The sequence below is a fragment of the Schlesneria paludicola DSM 18645 genome (assembly GCF_000255655.1).
Taxonomy (GTDB): domain Bacteria; phylum Planctomycetota; class Planctomycetia; order Planctomycetales; family Planctomycetaceae; genus Schlesneria; species Schlesneria paludicola.
Genome location: NZ_JH636434.1, coordinates 578915 through 597724, shown reverse-complemented (window position 1 = coordinate 597724; position 18810 = coordinate 578915). Strand labels below are relative to the sequence as shown.

Below are 18810 nucleotides of genomic sequence, written 5' to 3'. Positions count from 1 at the left end.
CGGATTTCAAACCACGGCCGGAATAGGAATCAATCACATCGAGTGGAGTTTTCTGACTGTGAATACGCCTGGATCTCGCACTCGGAGTTATTGGATCGTGGCTGTTGGGGGATTGATGATCGTCAATTTCCTGTATTTGTTTCTTGCGACGGAAGGAAGACGGCTTCTCGATCGTGCAAAGCAATCGACAAAGTATGGCCTGGAACGCGGATTTATCAACAAAAGTTTCATCGATGATGACGGCATCGTTCATCGCTATATTGCGTTCGTACCGTATGCGATGACGCCTCATGATCAATTGCCGCTGATGCTGTATTTAAATGGCCACGGCAAGAATGGTAGCGATGGAATCGCACCGCTCATTGACGGAATTGCACCCGCAATTTGGGAACGAACACACAGTTTTCCATTTGTCGTGGTGTGGCCTCAATGTCCTGAAAACAGCAGTTGGGTCTCGGATCAACGTTTGGTGAAAGTGGCACTTGGAATTTTGGATCAAACTGCGGCCGAGTACCACACCGACCCCGATCGAGTGTATTTGTCAGGATTGTCATCCGGGGGAGCTGGGGTCTGGTCGATTGCGGCTGAATTTCCACACCTGTTTGCGGCCATCGTTCCAATTTCTGCGGGAACGGATCAGCGGACGGTTGAGAAGATTGCGGCAGCGCGCTTACCGGTGTGGATGTTTTCTGTTGCGGAAGATGCCGGCGTCTTTGCGAATGCCTGCAGTAATTTCCAGTCGTTGCTCTCCGCGGGGCTGAGTGCTCGTCACTCGGAATTGCGCGGTCAGAAAGACGGAAGGATGGATCTTCACGATGCGTGGAGTTTCGCCTACCGGAATTGTGCGCTCTATCGTTGGTTGTTGATTCAAAATCGAGCGAAGCGCGTTGAGGGATCGGGACCCTTTGAACTCGTTCGTGCCAGCGAATACCCCTCTCAAGTGGCGTCCATTATCTCGTCCGATCAAGCTCACTTGCGACCGGATGAGGCGGCCTCCGTGTCCAAAAAGGACATTGGTCCTGTCGCACCGACATATTCAGCAATTCCTTCGAGCGGACTGACCGAATTTCATTTCGAGTTTCGTTCATCGCCAGAAGCAGAACGCTTTTCGATGGGCTTTTTCCCACCATCGGACGAAAATTCCGTATCCGGTTCAACCGTCAATGTCTCACTCGATGGTATTAGCGCGGGGGGCGTCTATTCATGGCCGAATAACCGTTGCGTTTGCGCGTCCTCACCGGAAGCAGAGCACGCGCTTGTCGCGGGGCGGTGGAACGATCTGCGATTGCAGTTTACTTCGGGGCGGATCTCAGTCGAGTTAAATGGTTGGTCACTGCTGGATGGGGAAAGGTGGGTTGCGCCGAACACCGACGCGTGCGTTGGATTCGTCGTGGAGGGGAAATTAGGCGCTTGTGTCGAGATTCGAAACCTTCGCGTGCGGTATTCTGAGCAAGCAACGCTTACTCACGTGGATTCGACCGACACGGATGAGTCTCATTCTGCTCAATTTCAGGATGAAGATACGCTGGCATCGACGTCCGTCGAGGTGACGCAGATTGCCCGCGCGTGGAAACGCCGCGAAGAATTGTTCCCACACGTTCAAATGCAGTGGACGCAGCCCGCCACGGATTCGACGATCGCATCGGCGTTTCGAGCAACGGTAAAGCTCTCGGATTGGTATCCAAGTACAGAGAAAAGCCGTCTCGTGATCACTCCTTCTGGATTTGGTTGTTCAACCCCTTGGCTGAATTCGCGAATCGACTTCTCGCGTGCGACAGGCTTTTCTGGAACACCGATCCACAACGATTTTCTCGCGGCTCTCAATTCGCGGTTTTCACGTTCCATCTCCCCTGATTTGGGGCGAATGCGCCTCGATATCGTGAGCGACGCCGAAAGGCGCTGCGATGAGATTCTCGATGGGAATGATCGTGGGCGATTCGGCATCATCTTTGATCGACCGAATCCGTGGTGCGATCGAGTTGGCGACTTGGGCGATCTCTTTTGGCGCGGACCAATACTGGCATTTCGGCCATTTTCGCCCTATGGGATTGATTGCGATTTTGATCGTTGCGAGGTCTTGCCCAAAAGGGCCTGGGTGGATGGTGTGCCATGTTTGATCCTCGAAGAGAGGACCGAAAGTCATAATAGTTCCTTCATGCGTCGGTTTTGGGTCGATCCGCAGCGTGAGTTTCTGATTCTGAAAACGACGACAACCAAGAACCGTTTGCTTCGGGAGCAAGTCGACATTAAGTACGCAGTGACCGAGGCGAAAGAATGGCTTCCAAGTTCATGGACCGCTGTATCGAGGCCGCAGCCCGCGAATTCGAATACGTATCGCTATTTCTCTGACAATGACCAGCTTTTCGAAGTGGCGTCGGCGACAGTGGTTGATTGCAAATTGAACGAAACGTCAGGCCCAATACAGGTTACAGATTTCCGAAAAAATGCGATTGTGTTTGATCAAAAGGATCGTGAATGGTTCCAGCAAGTTGCCCCTGCGCGGCGACGTAAACTTACCCCCGGCGAAGTCGAGGCAATTACGTTCGGTGAGAGGCTGACAACTTCTGGTACTTGGTTTGATCCGCGGATTGGTGCTGGAATCGCGGCCTTATGTGCCGGTTGGGGCCTTGCCAGATATCTTCGTCCTCGGAGGTAGACGATGCAGATGCGGCAGCTCGAGGAATCTGTGCCGCGGACGATGCGTCCCTCCCTTTCCGCATTTCGGCTCTCTCGCCTTGGTCTGATCCACGCAACAGTAATTCCAGTTGCCTGAATTCGGCCTCGGAAACGCGGCGGGGTGTTCGCCGCTTTTCAACGGACAATCCGTTCCGTACAGTGACGATGCTGTCTGAACGGAATTCGACGAGGCTCGTCGATGAGCTGGCGCAATGCCAGTGACCTGTGTGCAATCGGTGATCCGCGGTTCATTCAGGCATTCGACTGTGTGTGTGGTGAAATGAAGGGATATCAACTTGGCGGAAAAGAAGCCGGATTTCGATGAGTTCCTGGAAAAATTTCGGAAACATCGCGAACTGATGGCCGAGGAACTGCATAAGGTGATCGTCGGGCAAGACGCGGTCATCGAGCAGATTCTGGCAGCCATTTTCACGGGCGGACACTGCCTGCTCGTGGGGGTGCCTGGCCTGGCGAAAACCCTGACGGTTTCCACAATTGCCCAAATCCTAGATGTTCATTTCAAACGCATCCAGTTTACGCCCGACCTGATGCCATCGGATATCACCGGTACCAACGTGCTGGATGAGAACGATGCCGGTCGCCGTGAGTTCCGTTTTGTTGAAGGTCCGGTATTTACGAATATTCTCCTGGCGGACGAAATCAATCGAACGCCTCCGAAAACACAAGCCGCATTGCTGCAGGCGATGCAAGAGAAAGAGGTGACTGTGGGGCAGACGACCTATCAGTTGCCTGAACCATTCTTCGTCATCGCCACGCAAAATCCGATTGAACAGGAAGGGACATATCCGTTGCCCGAAGCGCAACTCGACCGCTTCATGTTCAACGTGAAGGTTGACTACCCAAATCTGGCGGAAGAAGAGCAGATTCTGAATGCGAGTTCGGCGAGTGAGCGTCAGGAAGTGCGGAAGGTTCTTTCGGCGAAAGCGATCCTTTATTTGCAGAAGCAAATCCAAGCGATCGAGATTGGCCCATTGACGGTGAACTATGTGGCGCGACTTGTTCGTGCGACACGGCCGATCGATGACACCGCACCAAAATTCATTCGGGAATTGGTGGATTGGGGGGCGGGACCTCGTGCTGGTCAATTCTTGATCGCCGGCGGTAAAGCAATCGCCGCAATGGATGGACGGGCGAGTGTCTCGATTCAGGATATTCGCCGGGTTGCGATCCCCGTATTGCGACATCGCCTTTCGACGAACTTTCAGGCACAGGCCGAAGGCATGACCTCGGATTCTGTGATTGCACGCCTGATCGATGAAATCCCGGAGCCCAAGATTCCAAAATATGTCTAAGCCGCCGGTTGGATCAGGCGGATTTCGATCCTTGATTCGTCGAGCGACTTGTCGCCGTTGCAGATTCTGATTCCGCGATTCTGACTGTCCGCCCCATTGGAGATGCGTGTCGATGAAATCAAACGTCGTGCTGATCGCGTGTGTGGGTTTGCTTTCGGTTTTAGGGATCGCGAATAACGGCGAATCGGCCGAGGCTGTGACGTCGTCCAGCGTCGTTGATCCCGGGCCGAATCGCCGGGATGAGCCGATGGCCAGCGAATTCTCACTGGAGAAGGCGACGTCGTTTCTCGATTCGGCCGCGCTTCAGTGGCAGAAGGATCGTAAGTGCTTCACCTGTCACACGAACTACGCTCACCTCTACGCTCGGCCGGCAAAGTCGGATTCAGACACCACTGCGCACGAAGTACGTCAGTCTGCAGAAGAGCTGATCACGCGCCGCTGGGTCGAAAGCGGGCCGCGTTGGGATGCGGAGATTGTGGCCACGGGGGCGGCGCTGGCGTTTAACGACGCCGCAACGACGGGCAAGCTGCATCCGCTGACACGGCAGGCGCTCGATAGGATGTGGACGGTCCAGCGTGATGACGGTGGGTTCACCTGGATCAAGTGCAATTGGCCACCGATGGAATCGGACGATCACTACGGTATCGCACTGGCCGCACTGGCCGTTGGCGTGGCGCCCGAAAACTACGCCCAAACTGAAAATGCCCAGCAGGGAATGGCGAAGCTGCAGGACTATTTGAAGAAGAATCCCGGGACGATGCTGCACCATCGAGCGATGGTGCTGTGGGCGTCGACAGCGGTGAGTGGGTTGCTGAGCGATCCGGAAAAGCAGCAGATTGTCAATGAATTGTTGGCCTTGCAAAAGGCGGATGGTGGATGGGGCCTGGCAACGCTCGGCGACTGGAAGCGCTTCAATGATGAGCCGCAAGAGACTGAAGTCAGTGACGGATACGGAACAGGTTTCGTCGTCTACGTCTTGCGTCGGAGTGGGATTCCTGCCAACGACGCGCGCATCGAGCGTGGTGTCAATTGGCTGAAGAGCCATCAGCGCGAAAGTGGCCGATGGTTTACGCGGTCACTCTGGAAAGACAGCAAGCATTACCTGACACATGCTGGAACGGCCTTCGCGGTCATGGCGCTGCAAGAATGTGAACCTCAGTGAATTGATTCAAGTGACTCAAATCGAGAGTTTTTGAATTCTCGAGTTCCGGGCATCGGCAACGTATAGAAAATGCTGGCTGTCGAATGCCAGGCCATGGGGTAGGCGAAATTGGCCAGGTTCTTTTCCTTCTCCGCCCACCCTGCGAATAAAGTGGCCGTCTGCGGTAAACTGTTGGACGTGGTGGTTTGTGGAGCTCACCCACACCCGGTCGTTGTGGTCGATTGCGACGGCCAGGGGGCCTGGCATGTAGCTGTGGCCGCCGAAATGGCCGGGACCGACTTCGTTATCTCCCCAGGCGAGAACAAATGTGCCGTCGGGGTGAAACTTCTGCACCCGACCGACTGACGCCTCGGTCGTGTAGAGATCTCCGTCGCTGTTGAAGGCCAGAAAGTGCGGCCCGCCGCCACGGCCTCGGGGGGACGAGTTGCCACCAAATTCACCCGTCGCCATGCCGTGCTTACCCCACGCGCCAAGGGGCGATCCCTGAGGTGAGAGTTGCTGCACGCGTTGGTTCGCCTGATCGGCGACATAGACAATCCCATCTCGACCAATCGCGATCCCACCCGGTTGGTCGAATTCACCCGGGGCCGATCCTTGCTTGCCAAATTCTCTGACGAGTTTGCCTTCGGGATCATAGACAGCCACTTTGTGCTTCATCATATGTGTGACATACAACAGGCCGTCTTTGTCCAACGCCAAGCCCCCGGGCATGGGATCGGTTTCAAATGCGTCGAGAAACCGGCCTTCTTGGTCAAATCGCTGCACGCGCGACTTGGCTTCCGCGTTCGATTGCCGAAAGTCCGTCACCAGAATCTCATCGCTTTTGTTCACAGCGATCGCAATCGGGATATTGAACTCCCCCTCGCCATGGCCGTTGGTCCCCCATGTCAGTACGACTTGAGGAATTGTCGACGCTTCGTCCTGGCCTTCAGATTGAGCCCAGGCTGACGGCGAACCGAGCGAAGCGGCTCCGCAAAGTCCACATCCGATCCGTAAGAAATCCCGGCGTCGCAGTTTCATCGGACTTCTCACAATTTCGGGACACTTATGAATCGTATCACTGAATACTATTGTGAATCGCGTTCGGGAACATCACAAGCGTGCAGAAACGGAGAACCGATTTCGATGCCCGGCGAAGTTTGCTTCGCCAAACACATGCATCTCGTGGTCGGCTTCGGAACGGCGTCATTCACTTTTTGGGGTGACTGTGAACCGTGGATGTGAACAGCAGTCTCATATTGGCCGGAATCGCACACATTTTGCCGTCGGGCACTAGTGCGGCTGCAAGTACCCACGAAATGCCCCCCCCCGGCAATCTTGACTTAAGTCGCGAGTGACGGACGCAATTGCCGCTCGCTGCGCGAATCATGTCGTCGCTGCATCTTGGATACTTGCTTTTGCAGCATACGAATTGCGGGCACCTCCAGAAGTTGTCCATTTCCGGAGAGTGTGTGCTTAAGAAGTTTTCATGGTGATTGAAGGGTGTGGTCGCAAGTGTCCGCTACCCAGGCGACCTGACTTCCAATAACCTCGCTGTCGTTGCATCACTCGCGTTGTCGACCGTCGAAGGTGACAGGATCATCGGCGGTTGGGCACGGAAATCGCTCTCAAGACGTTGGTCTGGAGTGATCAACTTGTTCGCGTATCGCCTTCCAAGAATGTCGTGTTGAGTGAGCTAAAACGAAAGACAGAGAAATGACAACGACCAGATGGATTTACTTGAGCTGCCAGGTTGCAGCCGTCGTTTGCATTCTTGCCGCTCATTGTCCAGCCGCTGGCAATGAAATTGCGGATATGATCGTACAAGCGCACGCGGACGGAAAAACCGAGGTGACCATTCCACCCGGGATTTACACGTCATCGAACTACGGAGTGAATCTCAAGGACATTGGCAATCTCACGGTGAACGGTGACGGAGTTACTCTGCTGGCTGGCATCGGTATCAGCTTGACTCGCTGTCATGACATGACGTTTTCCGGATTTACGCTGGATCAATCTCCACTCCAGTTTACCCAGGGTACCATTTCGGCTGTGTCACCGCCAAATGGCCCCGCCGCGGCATGGATTGAGTTCAAAGTGGACGCCGGTTATCCGCAATTTCCAGTGACATTCAAGCCGACGAGCATCGGAATTTTCGATCCCGAATCCCATCAATGGAAGCGAGGAGTTCCCGATCTTTACGCAAAAGACGTACAAACGATTGATGCGGATACCGCGCGTCTTCATCTTGCTTCATTTCCAGATGGTATCGTCAATGTCAAGGTCGGCGACTCGATCGTGCTGAAGAGCAGCGGCATCTCCGGAATCAGTGTCAATCAGTGCGACAATCTGACATTTAAGGATATCACTTTATTCCATTCGGGGATTCTCGTCTCCCAAAGTGGCCGCGGTATGGTGCTTGACCATATCACGATCGCGCGCGGGCCTCGGCCAGAGGGAGCGACGAGAGATCGACTATTGGCGGCGCTGTCGGACGGCGTTCACTATGCGAACTCACGCTTCGGTCCGACGATCGAGAATTGTGATTTTGGTTTTCAAGGAGACGATGGGGTGAACCTTCATGGTCCCACGTTGGCACTCGTCGGCTTCGAGCCGCCACGTACGGCATGGGTTGCTTACAGGATCAAGGATCCACTTGATCAACTCGTTCAGCCCGGCGACATGCTGCGCTGTATGGACCCGAATACGTATAGCGTAATGCAAGAATTGACGATCGCAACAATAGAACGCGAGCAGCAAGACCTGCCAGAAGCTTTGGCAATACTTAGAAAGGCGATTGACAACAAAGGTCTCGACAATGCGTTCGTATTTAAGGTCACGATTGAAGAATCACTCGATGACCTGCCTTTGGGTGTCGTGTGTGATATCCCACAACTGAATTGCCCCAATTTCGTGATTCGAAATAACGTCTTTCATGATAATCGAGGGCGTGGACTGCGCATTGACGCATCCGATGGAGTCATCGAGCACAATCGCATTGAACGCACGAAAATGGCGGGAATTGCACTGGGCCCAGAATATCCGTTTTGGGGAGAAGCCGGCTGGGTGACCAATGTGCAGATCATTGGGAATCATTTGACCGATATCAATACCTATTCAACGACCGCCGTCAACGGCTGGCCGGACGGTGGTGCGATCAGTGTGGGAGTCAAGCTGCCCATCACATGGGACAAAAAGCTCTCTTCGACCACGACTGTTCCGTCAGGGAATCGCAAGATCGTAATTCGAGGGAACGTGATCGATCGCGCGGCATTGAATGGCATCTATATCAATGCCGCCAGCGATGTCTTGGTAGAAGATAACAAAATGCGGGAGACGAATTATTACCAGGCGGCCGGCAGAGATCGTCACTTGTATCGATTGAATATCGGAAAGGGCATCGATGTCACAAATTCAAAACAAGTGGTCTTGAAGAATAATCAAATCGAACGCAACAAGGCCAAGCCGCAAGCGAAAAGGCGGTAACCCGGGCCACGACGCAGTCACCGCGAGAATCGATTGTCGAAGTGGCTGCGGCCCTCTTCCACGTCAATGGAGGGCGGACGTTGTAGTGAGACGACGGCCAATGTTGACCGAAAAATTTCCGCCAGTGGCCGCCTGGGTGTTTTGCGGCCGTTGTTTCATGTGAATCCTGACAAATTTGTCGCCGACCATTATGGCGTCGCGGCCGGATTCGCAGTAATGAGAAGCGGTGAGCTTCGTTAAAGCGACGGCCGAAGAACTGGCTGACATCGACTGGCCCCTGAAAACGCACATGACAGCCGATTCAGATCAGTTCGTTCAAGATCTCTTCCCTCCAAGGCCGCCAATCGACATGATGTCGCGACGAACAAAATATTGGTCTTCGGCCGAAACTTTCTGACCTCGTGCGTGTTTGATGAGAGGGAAGTCGCCGGGACGTTTTCCGGAAAACGGAACGCTGTGACTGCGACCATGAACACTGTGGCAAACGTCGAAGATTCGGGATATCTCCACGATCCCGAGGTCCAGTTGATGCTGCGCGCGAAGAAGGGCGACGATGATGCATTTTCCAAGCTTGTTGTCGCCTATCAGGATCGCCTGACAACCATCTTTTTTCACATGACCCAAAATCAGGAGGCTGCCGAAGATCTGGTCCAGGAAGTCTTCATGAGGATTTACCGGGCGCGTCATGGGTACCAGCCCAACGCCAAGTTTTCGACATGGCTGTTTCGAATTGCCAACAATCTGGCGATCAATGCACACCATAGTAAGGTCCGCCGAAAAGAGATCGCGTTGCCAACCGGCGAATCGTCGTCGCAGAATTCGATTCATCCCGACGATCGGCTATTGGCGGAAAAGTCGGCCATGACCCCCACGCGTCAACTCGACAAACGCGAGCTGCAGGCGGTGGTACAGCAAGCGATGGATCAATTGAACGAACGCCAGAGATTAACGGTTCTGCTGCACCGCTTCGAAGGAATGAGTTATCAGGAAATCAGCGACGCCATGGAACTCTCGGTGCCTGCCGTAAAGTCCTTGTTGTCACGTGCCCGCGACACTTTGCGTCAGGCCCTCGAACCCTACATGCAAATGGGAAAGTAATTCGCAAAGCAGCACATTTGGTGAAATTGAAATGGCACGCTTCCAAAATGGACGCGCACAAGCGGGATCGATCACTCATCGGTACGCCGTACAACACACATGACCGTGTCAGCCCCTGCCCATGGTTGCTGATGGACCGCATCTGACGAACTGCAACATGGAAAAATCCGTCCGCCTAAGCGCCGAACAACGAGACGATCTGGTCGCCTACCTTGACGGGGAATTGCCCGACGAGCAGGCACGCACGATCGATCAGATCATCGCGCGCAGCGAGGTTGCCCGTCACGAAGTCGAAGCGTTGGCACGGACTTTTGAATTGCTGGACGTACTTCCCACGATTCGCGCGTCAGACGATTTTGCCACCCGCACCCTGACGTCGTTGAAAGTGATGGAAGCCCCCTTCGTTCTGACGGACCAATGGTGGTTTCGATATCTGGTTCGCACGGCAACCATCTGCTGCTGGATTGTGGCGTTAGGCGGATCGGCCTGGCTGGGATTCGAGATCACCCGTGATTGGATTCCAGACCGAAATGAAGAGATCCTCCGCGACTTGCCGATCATCGAAAACCTAAACAAATATCGAGATGCAGGTGACATCGAATTTCTGAGGCAACTGAAGTTTTCCGGCGTTTTCGAGGAACCTCAGGAGAAATAAGCCATGCAACACCGTGTTGCCCTGACGATTGCCCTCATTGCCGCTCAACTCTTGACCGCGCCGCTTTCGGCGCTGGACCGACAGGTCATCGAGGATCGCGTGAAGCGACTCGAGAACTTGTCAAAAAGCGATCGTGAACAGTTTGACCGACGTGTCGCCGAATTTGAACAGCTGAGCGGCGAAGAACGCTCGCGTGTTCGCACGCTTCATGAAGCCTTGATCGCCGATCGAAAATCGAATGGGGGACTCACGGCTCTTCTCCAAACGTATGCCGATTGGCTGGACACACTGTCTCCTATTCAGAGGGACGAGCTTCAGCGTGAAAAAGACACGGGCAAAAGAATTGCATTGATTCGAAAACTGAAAGAAGAGCAGGATCACAAATCGAAAGACGAAGACGATCGACCGAACGAAACGGCTGAACGAATGGATGTCGAGACACTTTCGTTCATTCGCCGCAAGATCGATCAACCGTACGGATTCGACATCGCCGATCTGACAACGACGATGAAGGCCCTGGTTAATGATTTGCCGCCGGAAAAACGCCTACCCGGATTCGACGCGCCTCAGTTAACGCAATACACGCAGATCATCAATGCGCATGCGCAGTGGAAGCAGTCATATAGCCAATGGCCCGATGATGACACACTGGCGAAGATCAAGAAGGCGATCAAACAGCGAACGGCGGAATTGATCACGCATTCAAACGCCATGGGCGAATCGCCTCGCGAGACAGCCGTAAGGCTGCTTCTCATGGGAATCGTGAAGCAGGCAGATTCTTCGATCAAGATCTCGAATGACGAGCGTGAAAAGGCATTGAATTCGATGAAGCCGGACGAACGGCGAAAAGTGGAAAAGCTTTCGGTTGAAAGACGCAATCAGGTCCTTCGACGGCGATATTTTGAGAGCCATGACGATGACGCTTATAAACGTTGTTTGGAAGTCCGCAAAAGCGTGATGGACCTGTTCCAGCAAATGGATGTGAAGCTTCCAACGATGCTCGAAAAATTCAAGAAGAACTTCGAGAAGATTCCCAAGGAAAAGGATAAACAACTCTGATGTCACGCTGGCCGTTCGTTTTGGTTGCCGCCCTGATCACACTGCCAATCTTGTTGATGGCCGGAGTCGGTGCCTGGGCAATCTGGAACTCGGGCCACTGGTTCTGGTTGTCGTGGGCGATTCCGATTTGCTGGAGTTTGGCGTGGGTCGTACTTCAGCTCGTCAATCGAATCGAAGTCCCACTTCCCGAAGTCGGCTCGAAAATTCACTGGACGCCGCGGGATCAGTCTGCGGCCGCAATCATCAAAGCGGAACAAAAACGAGTCGCGGAATTCACCGGCGAGCAACTGATTGATCCCCAGTTCTACACGACACGCACCATCGAGATCGCAACCGCGTTTGCCAAACATTATCACCCGAAAGCAACTGACCCACTGGGGGCGGTCTCCGTAGTCGAACTGTTGACCGTTGTCCAACTGGTTGCTGAAGATCTCGAAAAGCTGTTGCGTGAAAATGTACCTGGAAGTCATTTGGTCACGGTCGCGCAATGGAAAATGCTCGCCAACGCACCGGCCTGGTGGCGAACGATCAATAATATTGGCTGGTTGGCGTCGGTCATTATCAACCCGGTCAGTGTCGCACGCTATGCAGTGTCCAAGGCCTTCGTCGATCCGATGTCGAAGCAGATCCAGACGAACGTACTCGGAGCCTTCTATGCCATCTTCGTGCAGCAACTGGGCTTCTATCTGATCGAACTGAATAGTGGCCGACTGCGGGGTGGGTCGGCTCGATATCGTGCGGCAATGCATCGGCTCGAGCCCGCTCCCCAGGTGACCGATGCCCCACGAGAAGCTCAACCGCCCAACCGCACAGAGCCCGTTTCCGTCACCATTGCAGTCATCGGCCAAGTGAAAGCCGGAAAGTCGAGCCTCGTCAATTGCTTGATCGGCGAACAGCAAGCCGCCGTCGACATTTTACCCCTGACACGATCTGTTGCGCGTTATGACATGCAAGTCGAAGGGAATTCGGATCGACTCATCCTGCTCGACACACCGGGCTACAGCGATTCGGGAGCCACCAGCGAACAAATGTCCGAAACGCGCGAGGCGGTTCGAAATGCCGATCTCGTCCTGCTCGTCCTTGATGCACGGTCTCCCGCCAAGCAAGCCGACATAACAGCCCTTGATGACCTGGCCGTTTGGTTCCGGGACCAGCATCGACTGAAGCCCCCGGCGATCGTCGGTGTCGTTTCGAAAATCGACGGGCTAAGCCCCGTCATGGAGTGGGCACCGCCCTATTCGTGGGAGCAGCCAACACGTCCGAAAGAACACAGCATTCATGCGGCGGTCGAATTTGCGCGGCAGACGTTTGCCAGTCGTGTTGAATCGATGGTTCCCGTTTGCACCGATCGAGAGCACGGACATGTCTTCGGCGTCAACGAGTATCTCCTGCCGACAATCTCTCTATTCCTTGATGAAGCGCGCGCCGTTTCGCTCGTGCGATCGCTGCATCGCGAATACGACCAAGAGCGTGCATGGAAGGTCGTTGGCCAGTTGATTTCCGCGGGCACGAAGATTCAGCAGTTCGCACCGGCATTTACCAAGACTCAATTGCAGCAGGTCGCGCGCACGATTCTCGGTTCCGTCATCAAGAATCCCTAAGAACTTTGGCCAGACGATTCACGAGGATCCTCCTGCGACAATGTATGCCCAGCGGGATTCCGCAATTGGACGCCACAATTCTTACCGCATAGAATCTTGCTGCCGCGGCAAATCGCACTCAGGTCAATGCTTCAGAAAGGCCGTTCATGAGGTTCGTTCGAATCAACCTGCCTGCAGTGCATCTGATTGTCATGATCCTGCTGATCTCAGGACAGACACGCGCGAGGGCGGACGACCCGGTCAAGACACCAACCGAAACGTCGAAGACCTCGGACGCCGCAGTTCGTCCGACCGAGAAAACCGTTCAGGAACTTGCCGCGAGTGCGAAAAAGTCCGTCGTGGTCGTGACCTTCACCGGCCGCGATGGACAGCGTCAAGGGCTTGGAGCCGGCTTCATCTTGTCGGCCGATGGACTGATCGCGACGAATCTGCACGTCATCGGTGAAGCTCGTCCAATCCAGATCGAACTTCATGATGGCCGCAAGTTTGATGTCACCGCAGTCCACGCGACCGAACGCTCACAGGATCTTGCAATCCTCAAGATCGACGCCCGCGATCTACCGACACTTCCTTTGGGAAATTCCGATGAACTTCGTGAAGGGCAAGCCGTCATCGCCATCGGAAATCCGCTGGGGCTGGAACGGAGCGTCGTCAGTGGAGTCTTGTCCGGCCGCCGCGACATCGACGGACGAAACATGCTTCAGATTGCGCTGCCGATCGAACGCGGCAACAGTGGTGGTCCCCTGCTGGATCTGCAAGGGCATGTTCATGGACTGCTGACATTGAAATCCCTGAAATCCGAAAATCTGGGCTTTGCAATTGCCGTGAATGCGCTCAAGCCACTGCTCGATAAACCCAATCCGATCCCGATGAGTCGCTGGCTGACGATTGGAACCATTGACGCCGATGAGTGGACGGTGCTTCCCGGCGGACGATGGCGTCAACGCGCCGGACAGATTGCCGTCGATGGGCGGGGGGGTGGATTTGGGGGTCGCGCGGTTTGCATTTCGAAAACCGCACAACCAGTCGTTCCCTACGAAATGTCGGTGCAGGTCAAGTTCACCCCCGGCGATGGGGCTGCGGGATTGGTGTTTCATTCCGACGGCGGCGACAAGCATTATGGATTCTATCCAAGCAACGGCAATGTCCGGTTCAGTCGCTTTGACGGTCCCGATGTTTATTCTTGGGCTGTCTTGCGGGAAACCCGCGCCAACAATCTGAAAAAAGATGGCTGGAACTTGCTGAAAGTCCGCGTGGAATCCGACCGCGTGTTCTGCTTCCTGAATGGTGAACAAGTCTTCGAGGTGGACGATTCCACCTACAAGACTGGCAGTGTCGGCCTGTGCAAGTTCCGTCAGACAGAAGCCGAATTCAAGAGCTTTCGAGTGGGCGAGCGATTAACGGAAAATAAACCTGATGCGGCCGCACTGGAGCGAATCACGAAAGCTGTCGAAGGAATGACGCACGAGGATTCGTCATTCACCACGGCACTACAGCAGCTCAAAGGTGAAGGGGCCGTCGTCGACGCATTCCTGGAACATCAGGCGAAGGCGCTGGAATCGCGTGCCGCACAACTTCGGCGACTTGCAACCGACATCCACACTCGAAGAACCCTCAGCGAATTCCAGTCAGAAATTCAACGTGATCAGATCGACTTGTTGAGAGCGGCGCTCTTGATCTCCAAGCTAGACAATCCGGAACTCGAGCTTGAGGCCTACATCGGACAACTCGAACGTCATACCGCGCGAATCCGCGCTGCGGTCGCAGAAAACTCAACCGAAGAAGAACGCTTTGCGGCGCTCAATCGATATTTGTTCGAGGAACAAGGGTTTCATGGCAGCCGTACGGACTATGGGAACCGTTCCAACAGCTACATCAATGAAGTTCTCGAGGATCGCGAAGGACTTCCGATCACACTTTCCGTCCTGTACATCGAAATTGCCAAGCAACTCAACTTGAACATCGTCGGCGTTGGTATGCCCAGCCATTTTCTCACTCGACATGAACCTAAAACCGGACCCGCTCAACTGGTCGATGTCTTCGATCGTGGAAAATCGCTCACCCCCGCAGAAGCGCAGGCGATGTGCGAAGAACTTTCAGGATTGCCCTGGCAGGAATCGTATCTACAAACAATTACGTCACGCGCGATCCTCGAAAGGATGCTGCGAAATCTTGTGAATGTGGCCCGCGAATCGCGTGATGCCGAGAGGATGCTGCGCTACACCGAAGCGGTGCTCTGCCTGAATCCTGAGTCTGCACAAGATCACCTGAATCTGGGTATTCTCTGCTATCAGACGCAGCGTTGGCAGCAGGCCCGCTCGGCAGTCGAATGGCTGTCCACGCACGACTCGGCCGTAGGACGCGACACCATTGAAGAATTGGGGCATGCGATCGCGCGCGAGTCTGAAAAGTAAGCCGCGCGTCCGTTCGGCCGATCCGATTTTTCAAACGTCACACCATATGTTGCCTTATCGCATTGCACTGCTGTTTGAATACGCCACTTTGAACGGCGGCGAGCGTTCCATGCTTGCTGCGATTGACTGGCTGCAAGCGAACGATCCGCGATTTGCATTTGTCGCGATCGCTCCCTCAATCGGACGGCTTGCCGATGCACTGCACGACCGCAAGATCCAAGTTATCGACCGGCCGCTCAAGCCGTCGCAAGGATTGCCATCGTTGTCAGGCGATGTCGAATCGCAGCTGATGCGTCTGATCGAATCCTGTCAGCCCGACCTGTTGCACGCGAATTCGCTCTCAATGGGACGTTGGACCGGAAGAATTGCATCGACACTTCCGATTCCCACGTCATCTCATTTACGCGACATCATCAAACTCAGCCGCGCGACCATCAACGATCTCAACCAAAATACACGGCTCATCGCGGTCTCGCAGGCGACGCGCAGGTTTCACATCGCTCAAGGTCTTTGCGACGATCGCTGTACCGTTGTGCATAACGGCCTCGATCTGAACCACTTTCAACCCCGAGCACGCACGGGGCGATTGCATGCGGAACTGGGATTGCCCGTCACTGGGGCGGGATCTCCGAATCGCCGCTTCCCGTTGATTGCCACCATCGGTCAAATTGGGTTGCGAAAAGGCCAAGACGTTTTGGCTGCCGCGGCCACACAGATTGTCGCGAAGGTGCCCCACGCTCATTTTCTTGTGATTGGCGAACGGTCGTCACAAAAACTGGAGAGTGTCCAATTCGAACAAACCATCGTCCAGACGTTCGCGCAATCGAAGTTGAGCGACCGCCTGCACTTGCTCGGGCATCGTGAAGATGTTGCCGCTGTTCTCAATGAAATCGATCTTCTCGTCCACCCGGCAAATCAAGAGCCATTCGGGCGTGTCCTGTTGGAAGCATCCGCGTGTGGCGTTCCCATCGTCGCCACCGATGTCGGAGGCACATCAGAAATCATTCTTGACGGTGAAACCGGCTTGCTCGTCCCACCTCGCGATCATCACGCCCTCGCAGGATCGGTGATTGAGGTACTGACGAATTTCCTCAGGGCAGAACGACTGAGAACCCAATCGCGCGAACGCGCTCTTCGTCAATTCTCCATCTCAGATTCTGCGAGAAATCTTTCACAAGTGTGGATGGAAGTATTAGAACATCATCACGCACGACCGCGTCTGCTCGATGGACGCTCGCTACGATAATCAATTGCTGCCAAGGAAGACGTCTTGCCCTTCACGGCCTGATGAAAGCACGGAGACAGTCTCAAATCGGATTCAAAAACTCCTTGAAACTGTGTAGATCAAGACATCTGCCGTCACAAAGTTCAGCAGTCCGCGAAAGCCCCTTCGCGGCAGGAACTGCCACAACGCATTAATACTTCGGCGACACCGTCGAAATAGTCATCTCGCATTACCTATCCTGCCATGTGGGTGACTTGCCGGTTCAAGTTGTCCGGCTCGTTCCGTCGATAGCGACGAAAGAAGTCTCTGGAAGAGGCGGATGGTGCGGCTGTTTTCGTGCCGTGATTTCTAATTTCGGTGAGACAGAATCGCACGTCGTGGGCGAACGGAGTCCCAATATGAATGGCCGAATCAGGCATTTTGCCGGCAGCGTGGCCGCAGTCATCGTGATGACTGGGATGGCGATTGTCGATACTTCGGCACAGGCTGCGACGCTTCCCAAGCCGACGCATACGAACAAGACTCGGTTTCGAATTCCGTTTAAGTTCGATGCGGCCGCCTTACAGCGGATGAACGCTCGCGAGATTCAACTGCATGTTTCGCGCGACCATGGCGCGACGTGGGACATTGCGCAAGCCCTGACTCCCGAGGGCGGACGCTTCGAGTATCAATCCCCCTCTGAAGGAGAGTATTGGTTCTCGGTGAAAACGCTCGACGGACGCAATCACCTTCATCCACCGAGCGGCTCCTACGAAACAGGGCTGATTGTCGTCGTTGACCAGACGCCGCCCGCCATGTTCCTTTCGATGCAGCAGTCTCCAAACGGTGTGATCCAACTCAACTGGCGTGCCAGTGACGTCAACCTTGATGCGAACACGCTGAAGCTGGAATTTCGTGCCCCCGGTTCCAACGATTGGGAAGCACTGCGAGTTCCGGCGCGCAGTACTGGTGAACATTCCTGGACAGTCAATCAATCCGGGATGGTACACGTCCGCGGAACGATTGGTGACCTTGCCGGAAATGTCGGACATGGTCAGGCCGAGTCGCAAATCAATGCATCCGGTGACGCCCCCGAACGTCCACGTCCTACACGCCGCCCACCAATCGCCAACTCGACCTCACCCGAGGAATCGCTGTCCGCAACGAGGCGTCCTCCGGCTGTTGAAATTCCCATCAATCGGCATGAGCCATCCGAAGATCATATTGGCCCCATCATCAACCCCCAAGGTGGTCTGGCACGCTACGAGCCTTCGACCGATCGCCTGGTCTCGCGTACGCGTACCGACAATACGCCTGAACGTTGGACAGGCGGCAAAAGCGACTCCGTGCAGATTTCCAACGCGTCGCTTGGTTCTCCAGCAACTCCGATCACGCCACCGCCCGCGATTCCTTCGAATCCGCAACCGACGACGGCACGTTCGACCGAGTTCGAACGGCCGATTCCCGCTCAACGCTCGAATGCCCCATTCCGTATCGTTCCAAATTGTCACTTTCAGATCGCCTACAAACTCGATGAAGTCGGTCCTTCTGGTGTCGGCGGAGTGGAATTGTTTATCACTGAGGACAATGGCCGCCAGTGGTGGAAATATGATGACGATCCCGATCAGCGCAGCCCGTTCGATGTGAAGGTGCGACACGACGGACTTTATGGGTTTGCCATTCGCGTCCGCAGTGGTGCGGGGCTTTCGAATGATCCGCCCTTGCCGAACGAGCCCCCTGCGATTGTGATTGCCGTCGACCAGACGCCACCGAGCGTTGAGCTATTCCCGATCCAGCAAGGGCATGGCGTTAACATCAACCGCCTTCAGATTCGCTGGAAGATCACGGACGACTATCCCGCTGAAAAGCCAGTGGCCCTCTACTATGCTGCCAACCTGAATGGTCCATGGGAACCGATCAGCAATTGGAAAGAGGATGTTAACGGCTCGTTTGAGTGGACGGTTGGGCCTGGTGTGCCCCCTCAGTTTTATGTCCGTGTTGCCGCTCGGGATGCGGCAGGAAACATGTCCAAAGCGGAGACACCCACTCCGATTGTCGTCGACCTGATGCGGCCAACCGCACGGATCGTCGATGTCGAAGTCCCGACCGCTTCAGGCCCGCAATAGGTGCAAACAGCGCGGGGCCCGACGTGGCGCTCTCATT

Annotated in this window: 13 protein-coding genes; 12 read left to right on the top strand and 1 reads right to left on the bottom strand. The window is 54.8% G+C overall.

The annotated features are described in order from the left end of the window. The first annotated feature begins 58 nt into the window (after positions 1-58). The 4 genes from OSO_RS47365 to OSO_RS0102940 all read left to right on the top strand — a co-directional run bounded on the left by OSO_RS47365 (position 59) and on the right by OSO_RS0102940 (position 5151). On the top strand, positions 59-2656 hold the full coding sequence (locus tag OSO_RS47365) for a hypothetical protein (RefSeq protein ID WP_157604977.1): 2598 nt from the start codon (positions 59-61) through the stop codon (positions 2654-2656). Positions 2657-2875: 219 nt separating this feature from the next. Continuing rightward, positions 2876-3001 (top strand): hypothetical protein, encoded by a 126-nt coding sequence (locus tag OSO_RS52235; protein ID WP_261340372.1) that lies wholly within the window; start codon positions 2876-2878, stop codon positions 2999-3001. Beyond that, positions 2973-3989: an AAA family ATPase gene (locus OSO_RS0102950; RefSeq protein ID WP_010582061.1), complete on the top strand. Its 1017-nt coding sequence runs from the start codon at positions 2973-2975 to the stop codon at positions 3987-3989. The genes OSO_RS52235 and OSO_RS0102950 overlap by 29 nt, the downstream gene beginning before the upstream one ends. Positions 3990-4101: 112 nt before the next feature. Continuing rightward, entirely contained in the window at positions 4102-5151 is a 1050-nt protein-coding gene (locus OSO_RS0102940) for a prenyltransferase/squalene oxidase repeat-containing protein (protein ID WP_010582060.1), read from the top strand. Between the two features lie 15 nt (positions 5152-5166). On the opposite strand, the gene OSO_RS41900 is transcribed toward OSO_RS0102940, so the two are convergent. After that, positions 5167-6171, bottom strand: a complete 1005-nt coding sequence (locus tag OSO_RS41900) for a 6-bladed beta-propeller (protein WP_010582059.1) — start codon at positions 6169-6171, stop codon at positions 5167-5169. Between the two features lie 675 nt (positions 6172-6846). Here OSO_RS41900 and OSO_RS0102925 point away from each other — a divergent pair. The 8 genes from OSO_RS0102925 to OSO_RS0102880 all read left to right on the top strand — a co-directional run bounded on the left by OSO_RS0102925 (position 6847) and on the right by OSO_RS0102880 (position 18773). Then, entirely contained in the window at positions 6847-8616 is a 1770-nt protein-coding gene (locus OSO_RS0102925) for a right-handed parallel beta-helix repeat-containing protein (RefSeq protein ID WP_010582058.1), read from the top strand. Between the two features lie 468 nt (positions 8617-9084). After that, on the top strand, positions 9085-9714 hold the full coding sequence (locus OSO_RS0102910) for an RNA polymerase sigma factor (protein ID WP_050986130.1): 630 nt from the start codon (positions 9085-9087) through the stop codon (positions 9712-9714). A 157-nt stretch (positions 9715-9871) separates the two neighbouring features. Continuing rightward, entirely contained in the window at positions 9872-10369 is a 498-nt protein-coding gene (locus OSO_RS0102905; protein ID WP_010582056.1) for an anti-sigma factor family protein, read from the top strand. Positions 10370-10372: 3 nt separating this feature from the next. Next, positions 10373-11428, top strand: coding sequence for a hypothetical protein (locus OSO_RS0102900; RefSeq protein ID WP_010582055.1), 1056 nt, complete (start codon positions 10373-10375; stop codon positions 11426-11428). Continuing rightward, positions 11428-13029 (top strand): GTPase family protein, encoded by a 1602-nt coding sequence (locus tag OSO_RS0102895; protein WP_010582054.1) that lies wholly within the window; start codon positions 11428-11430, stop codon positions 13027-13029. Before OSO_RS0102900 ends, OSO_RS0102895 begins: the two co-directional genes overlap by 1 nt. 146 nt (positions 13030-13175) lie before the next feature. Beyond that, positions 13176-15443 (top strand): transglutaminase family protein, encoded by a 2268-nt coding sequence (locus OSO_RS0102890; protein WP_010582053.1) that lies wholly within the window; start codon positions 13176-13178, stop codon positions 15441-15443. After that, the gene (locus OSO_RS0102885; RefSeq protein ID WP_010582052.1) at positions 15415-16689 is read left to right on the top strand and encodes a glycosyltransferase family 4 protein; all 1275 of its coding nucleotides are present in this window, start codon (positions 15415-15417) and stop codon (positions 16687-16689) included. Before OSO_RS0102890 ends, OSO_RS0102885 begins: the two co-directional genes overlap by 29 nt. A 377-nt stretch (positions 16690-17066) precedes the next feature. Continuing rightward, positions 17067-18773, top strand: a complete 1707-nt coding sequence (locus tag OSO_RS0102880; RefSeq protein WP_010582051.1) for a hypothetical protein — start codon at positions 17067-17069, stop codon at positions 18771-18773. Positions 18774-18810: the final 37 nt, after the last annotated feature.

Bases quoted from the DNA above. Each gene is read 5' to 3' on its own strand.
- OSO_RS52235 (WP_261340372.1), top strand. From the start codon at position 2,876: ATGAGCTGGCGCAATGCCAGTGACCTGTGTGCAATCGGTGATCCGCGG.
- OSO_RS0102940 (WP_010582060.1), top strand. From the start codon at position 4,102: ATGAAATCAAACGTCGTGCTGATCGCGTGTGTGGGTTTGCTTTCGGTT.
- OSO_RS41900 (WP_010582059.1), bottom strand. From the start codon at position 6,171: ATGAAACTGCGACGCCGGGATTTCTTACGGATCGGATGTGGACTTTGC.
- OSO_RS0102925 (WP_010582058.1), top strand. From the start codon at position 6,847: ATGACAACGACCAGATGGATTTACTTGAGCTGCCAGGTTGCAGCCGTC.
- OSO_RS0102910 (WP_050986130.1), top strand. From the start codon at position 9,085: ATGAACACTGTGGCAAACGTCGAAGATTCGGGATATCTCCACGATCCC.
- OSO_RS0102905 (WP_010582056.1), top strand. From the start codon at position 9,872: ATGGAAAAATCCGTCCGCCTAAGCGCCGAACAACGAGACGATCTGGTC.
- OSO_RS0102900 (WP_010582055.1), top strand. From the start codon at position 10,373: ATGCAACACCGTGTTGCCCTGACGATTGCCCTCATTGCCGCTCAACTC.
- OSO_RS0102895 (WP_010582054.1), top strand. From the start codon at position 11,428: ATGTCACGCTGGCCGTTCGTTTTGGTTGCCGCCCTGATCACACTGCCA.
- OSO_RS0102890 (WP_010582053.1), top strand. From the start codon at position 13,176: ATGAGGTTCGTTCGAATCAACCTGCCTGCAGTGCATCTGATTGTCATG.
- OSO_RS0102885 (WP_010582052.1), top strand. From the start codon at position 15,415: ATGCGATCGCGCGCGAGTCTGAAAAGTAAGCCGCGCGTCCGTTCGGCC.
- OSO_RS0102880 (WP_010582051.1), top strand. From the start codon at position 17,067: ATGAATGGCCGAATCAGGCATTTTGCCGGCAGCGTGGCCGCAGTCATC.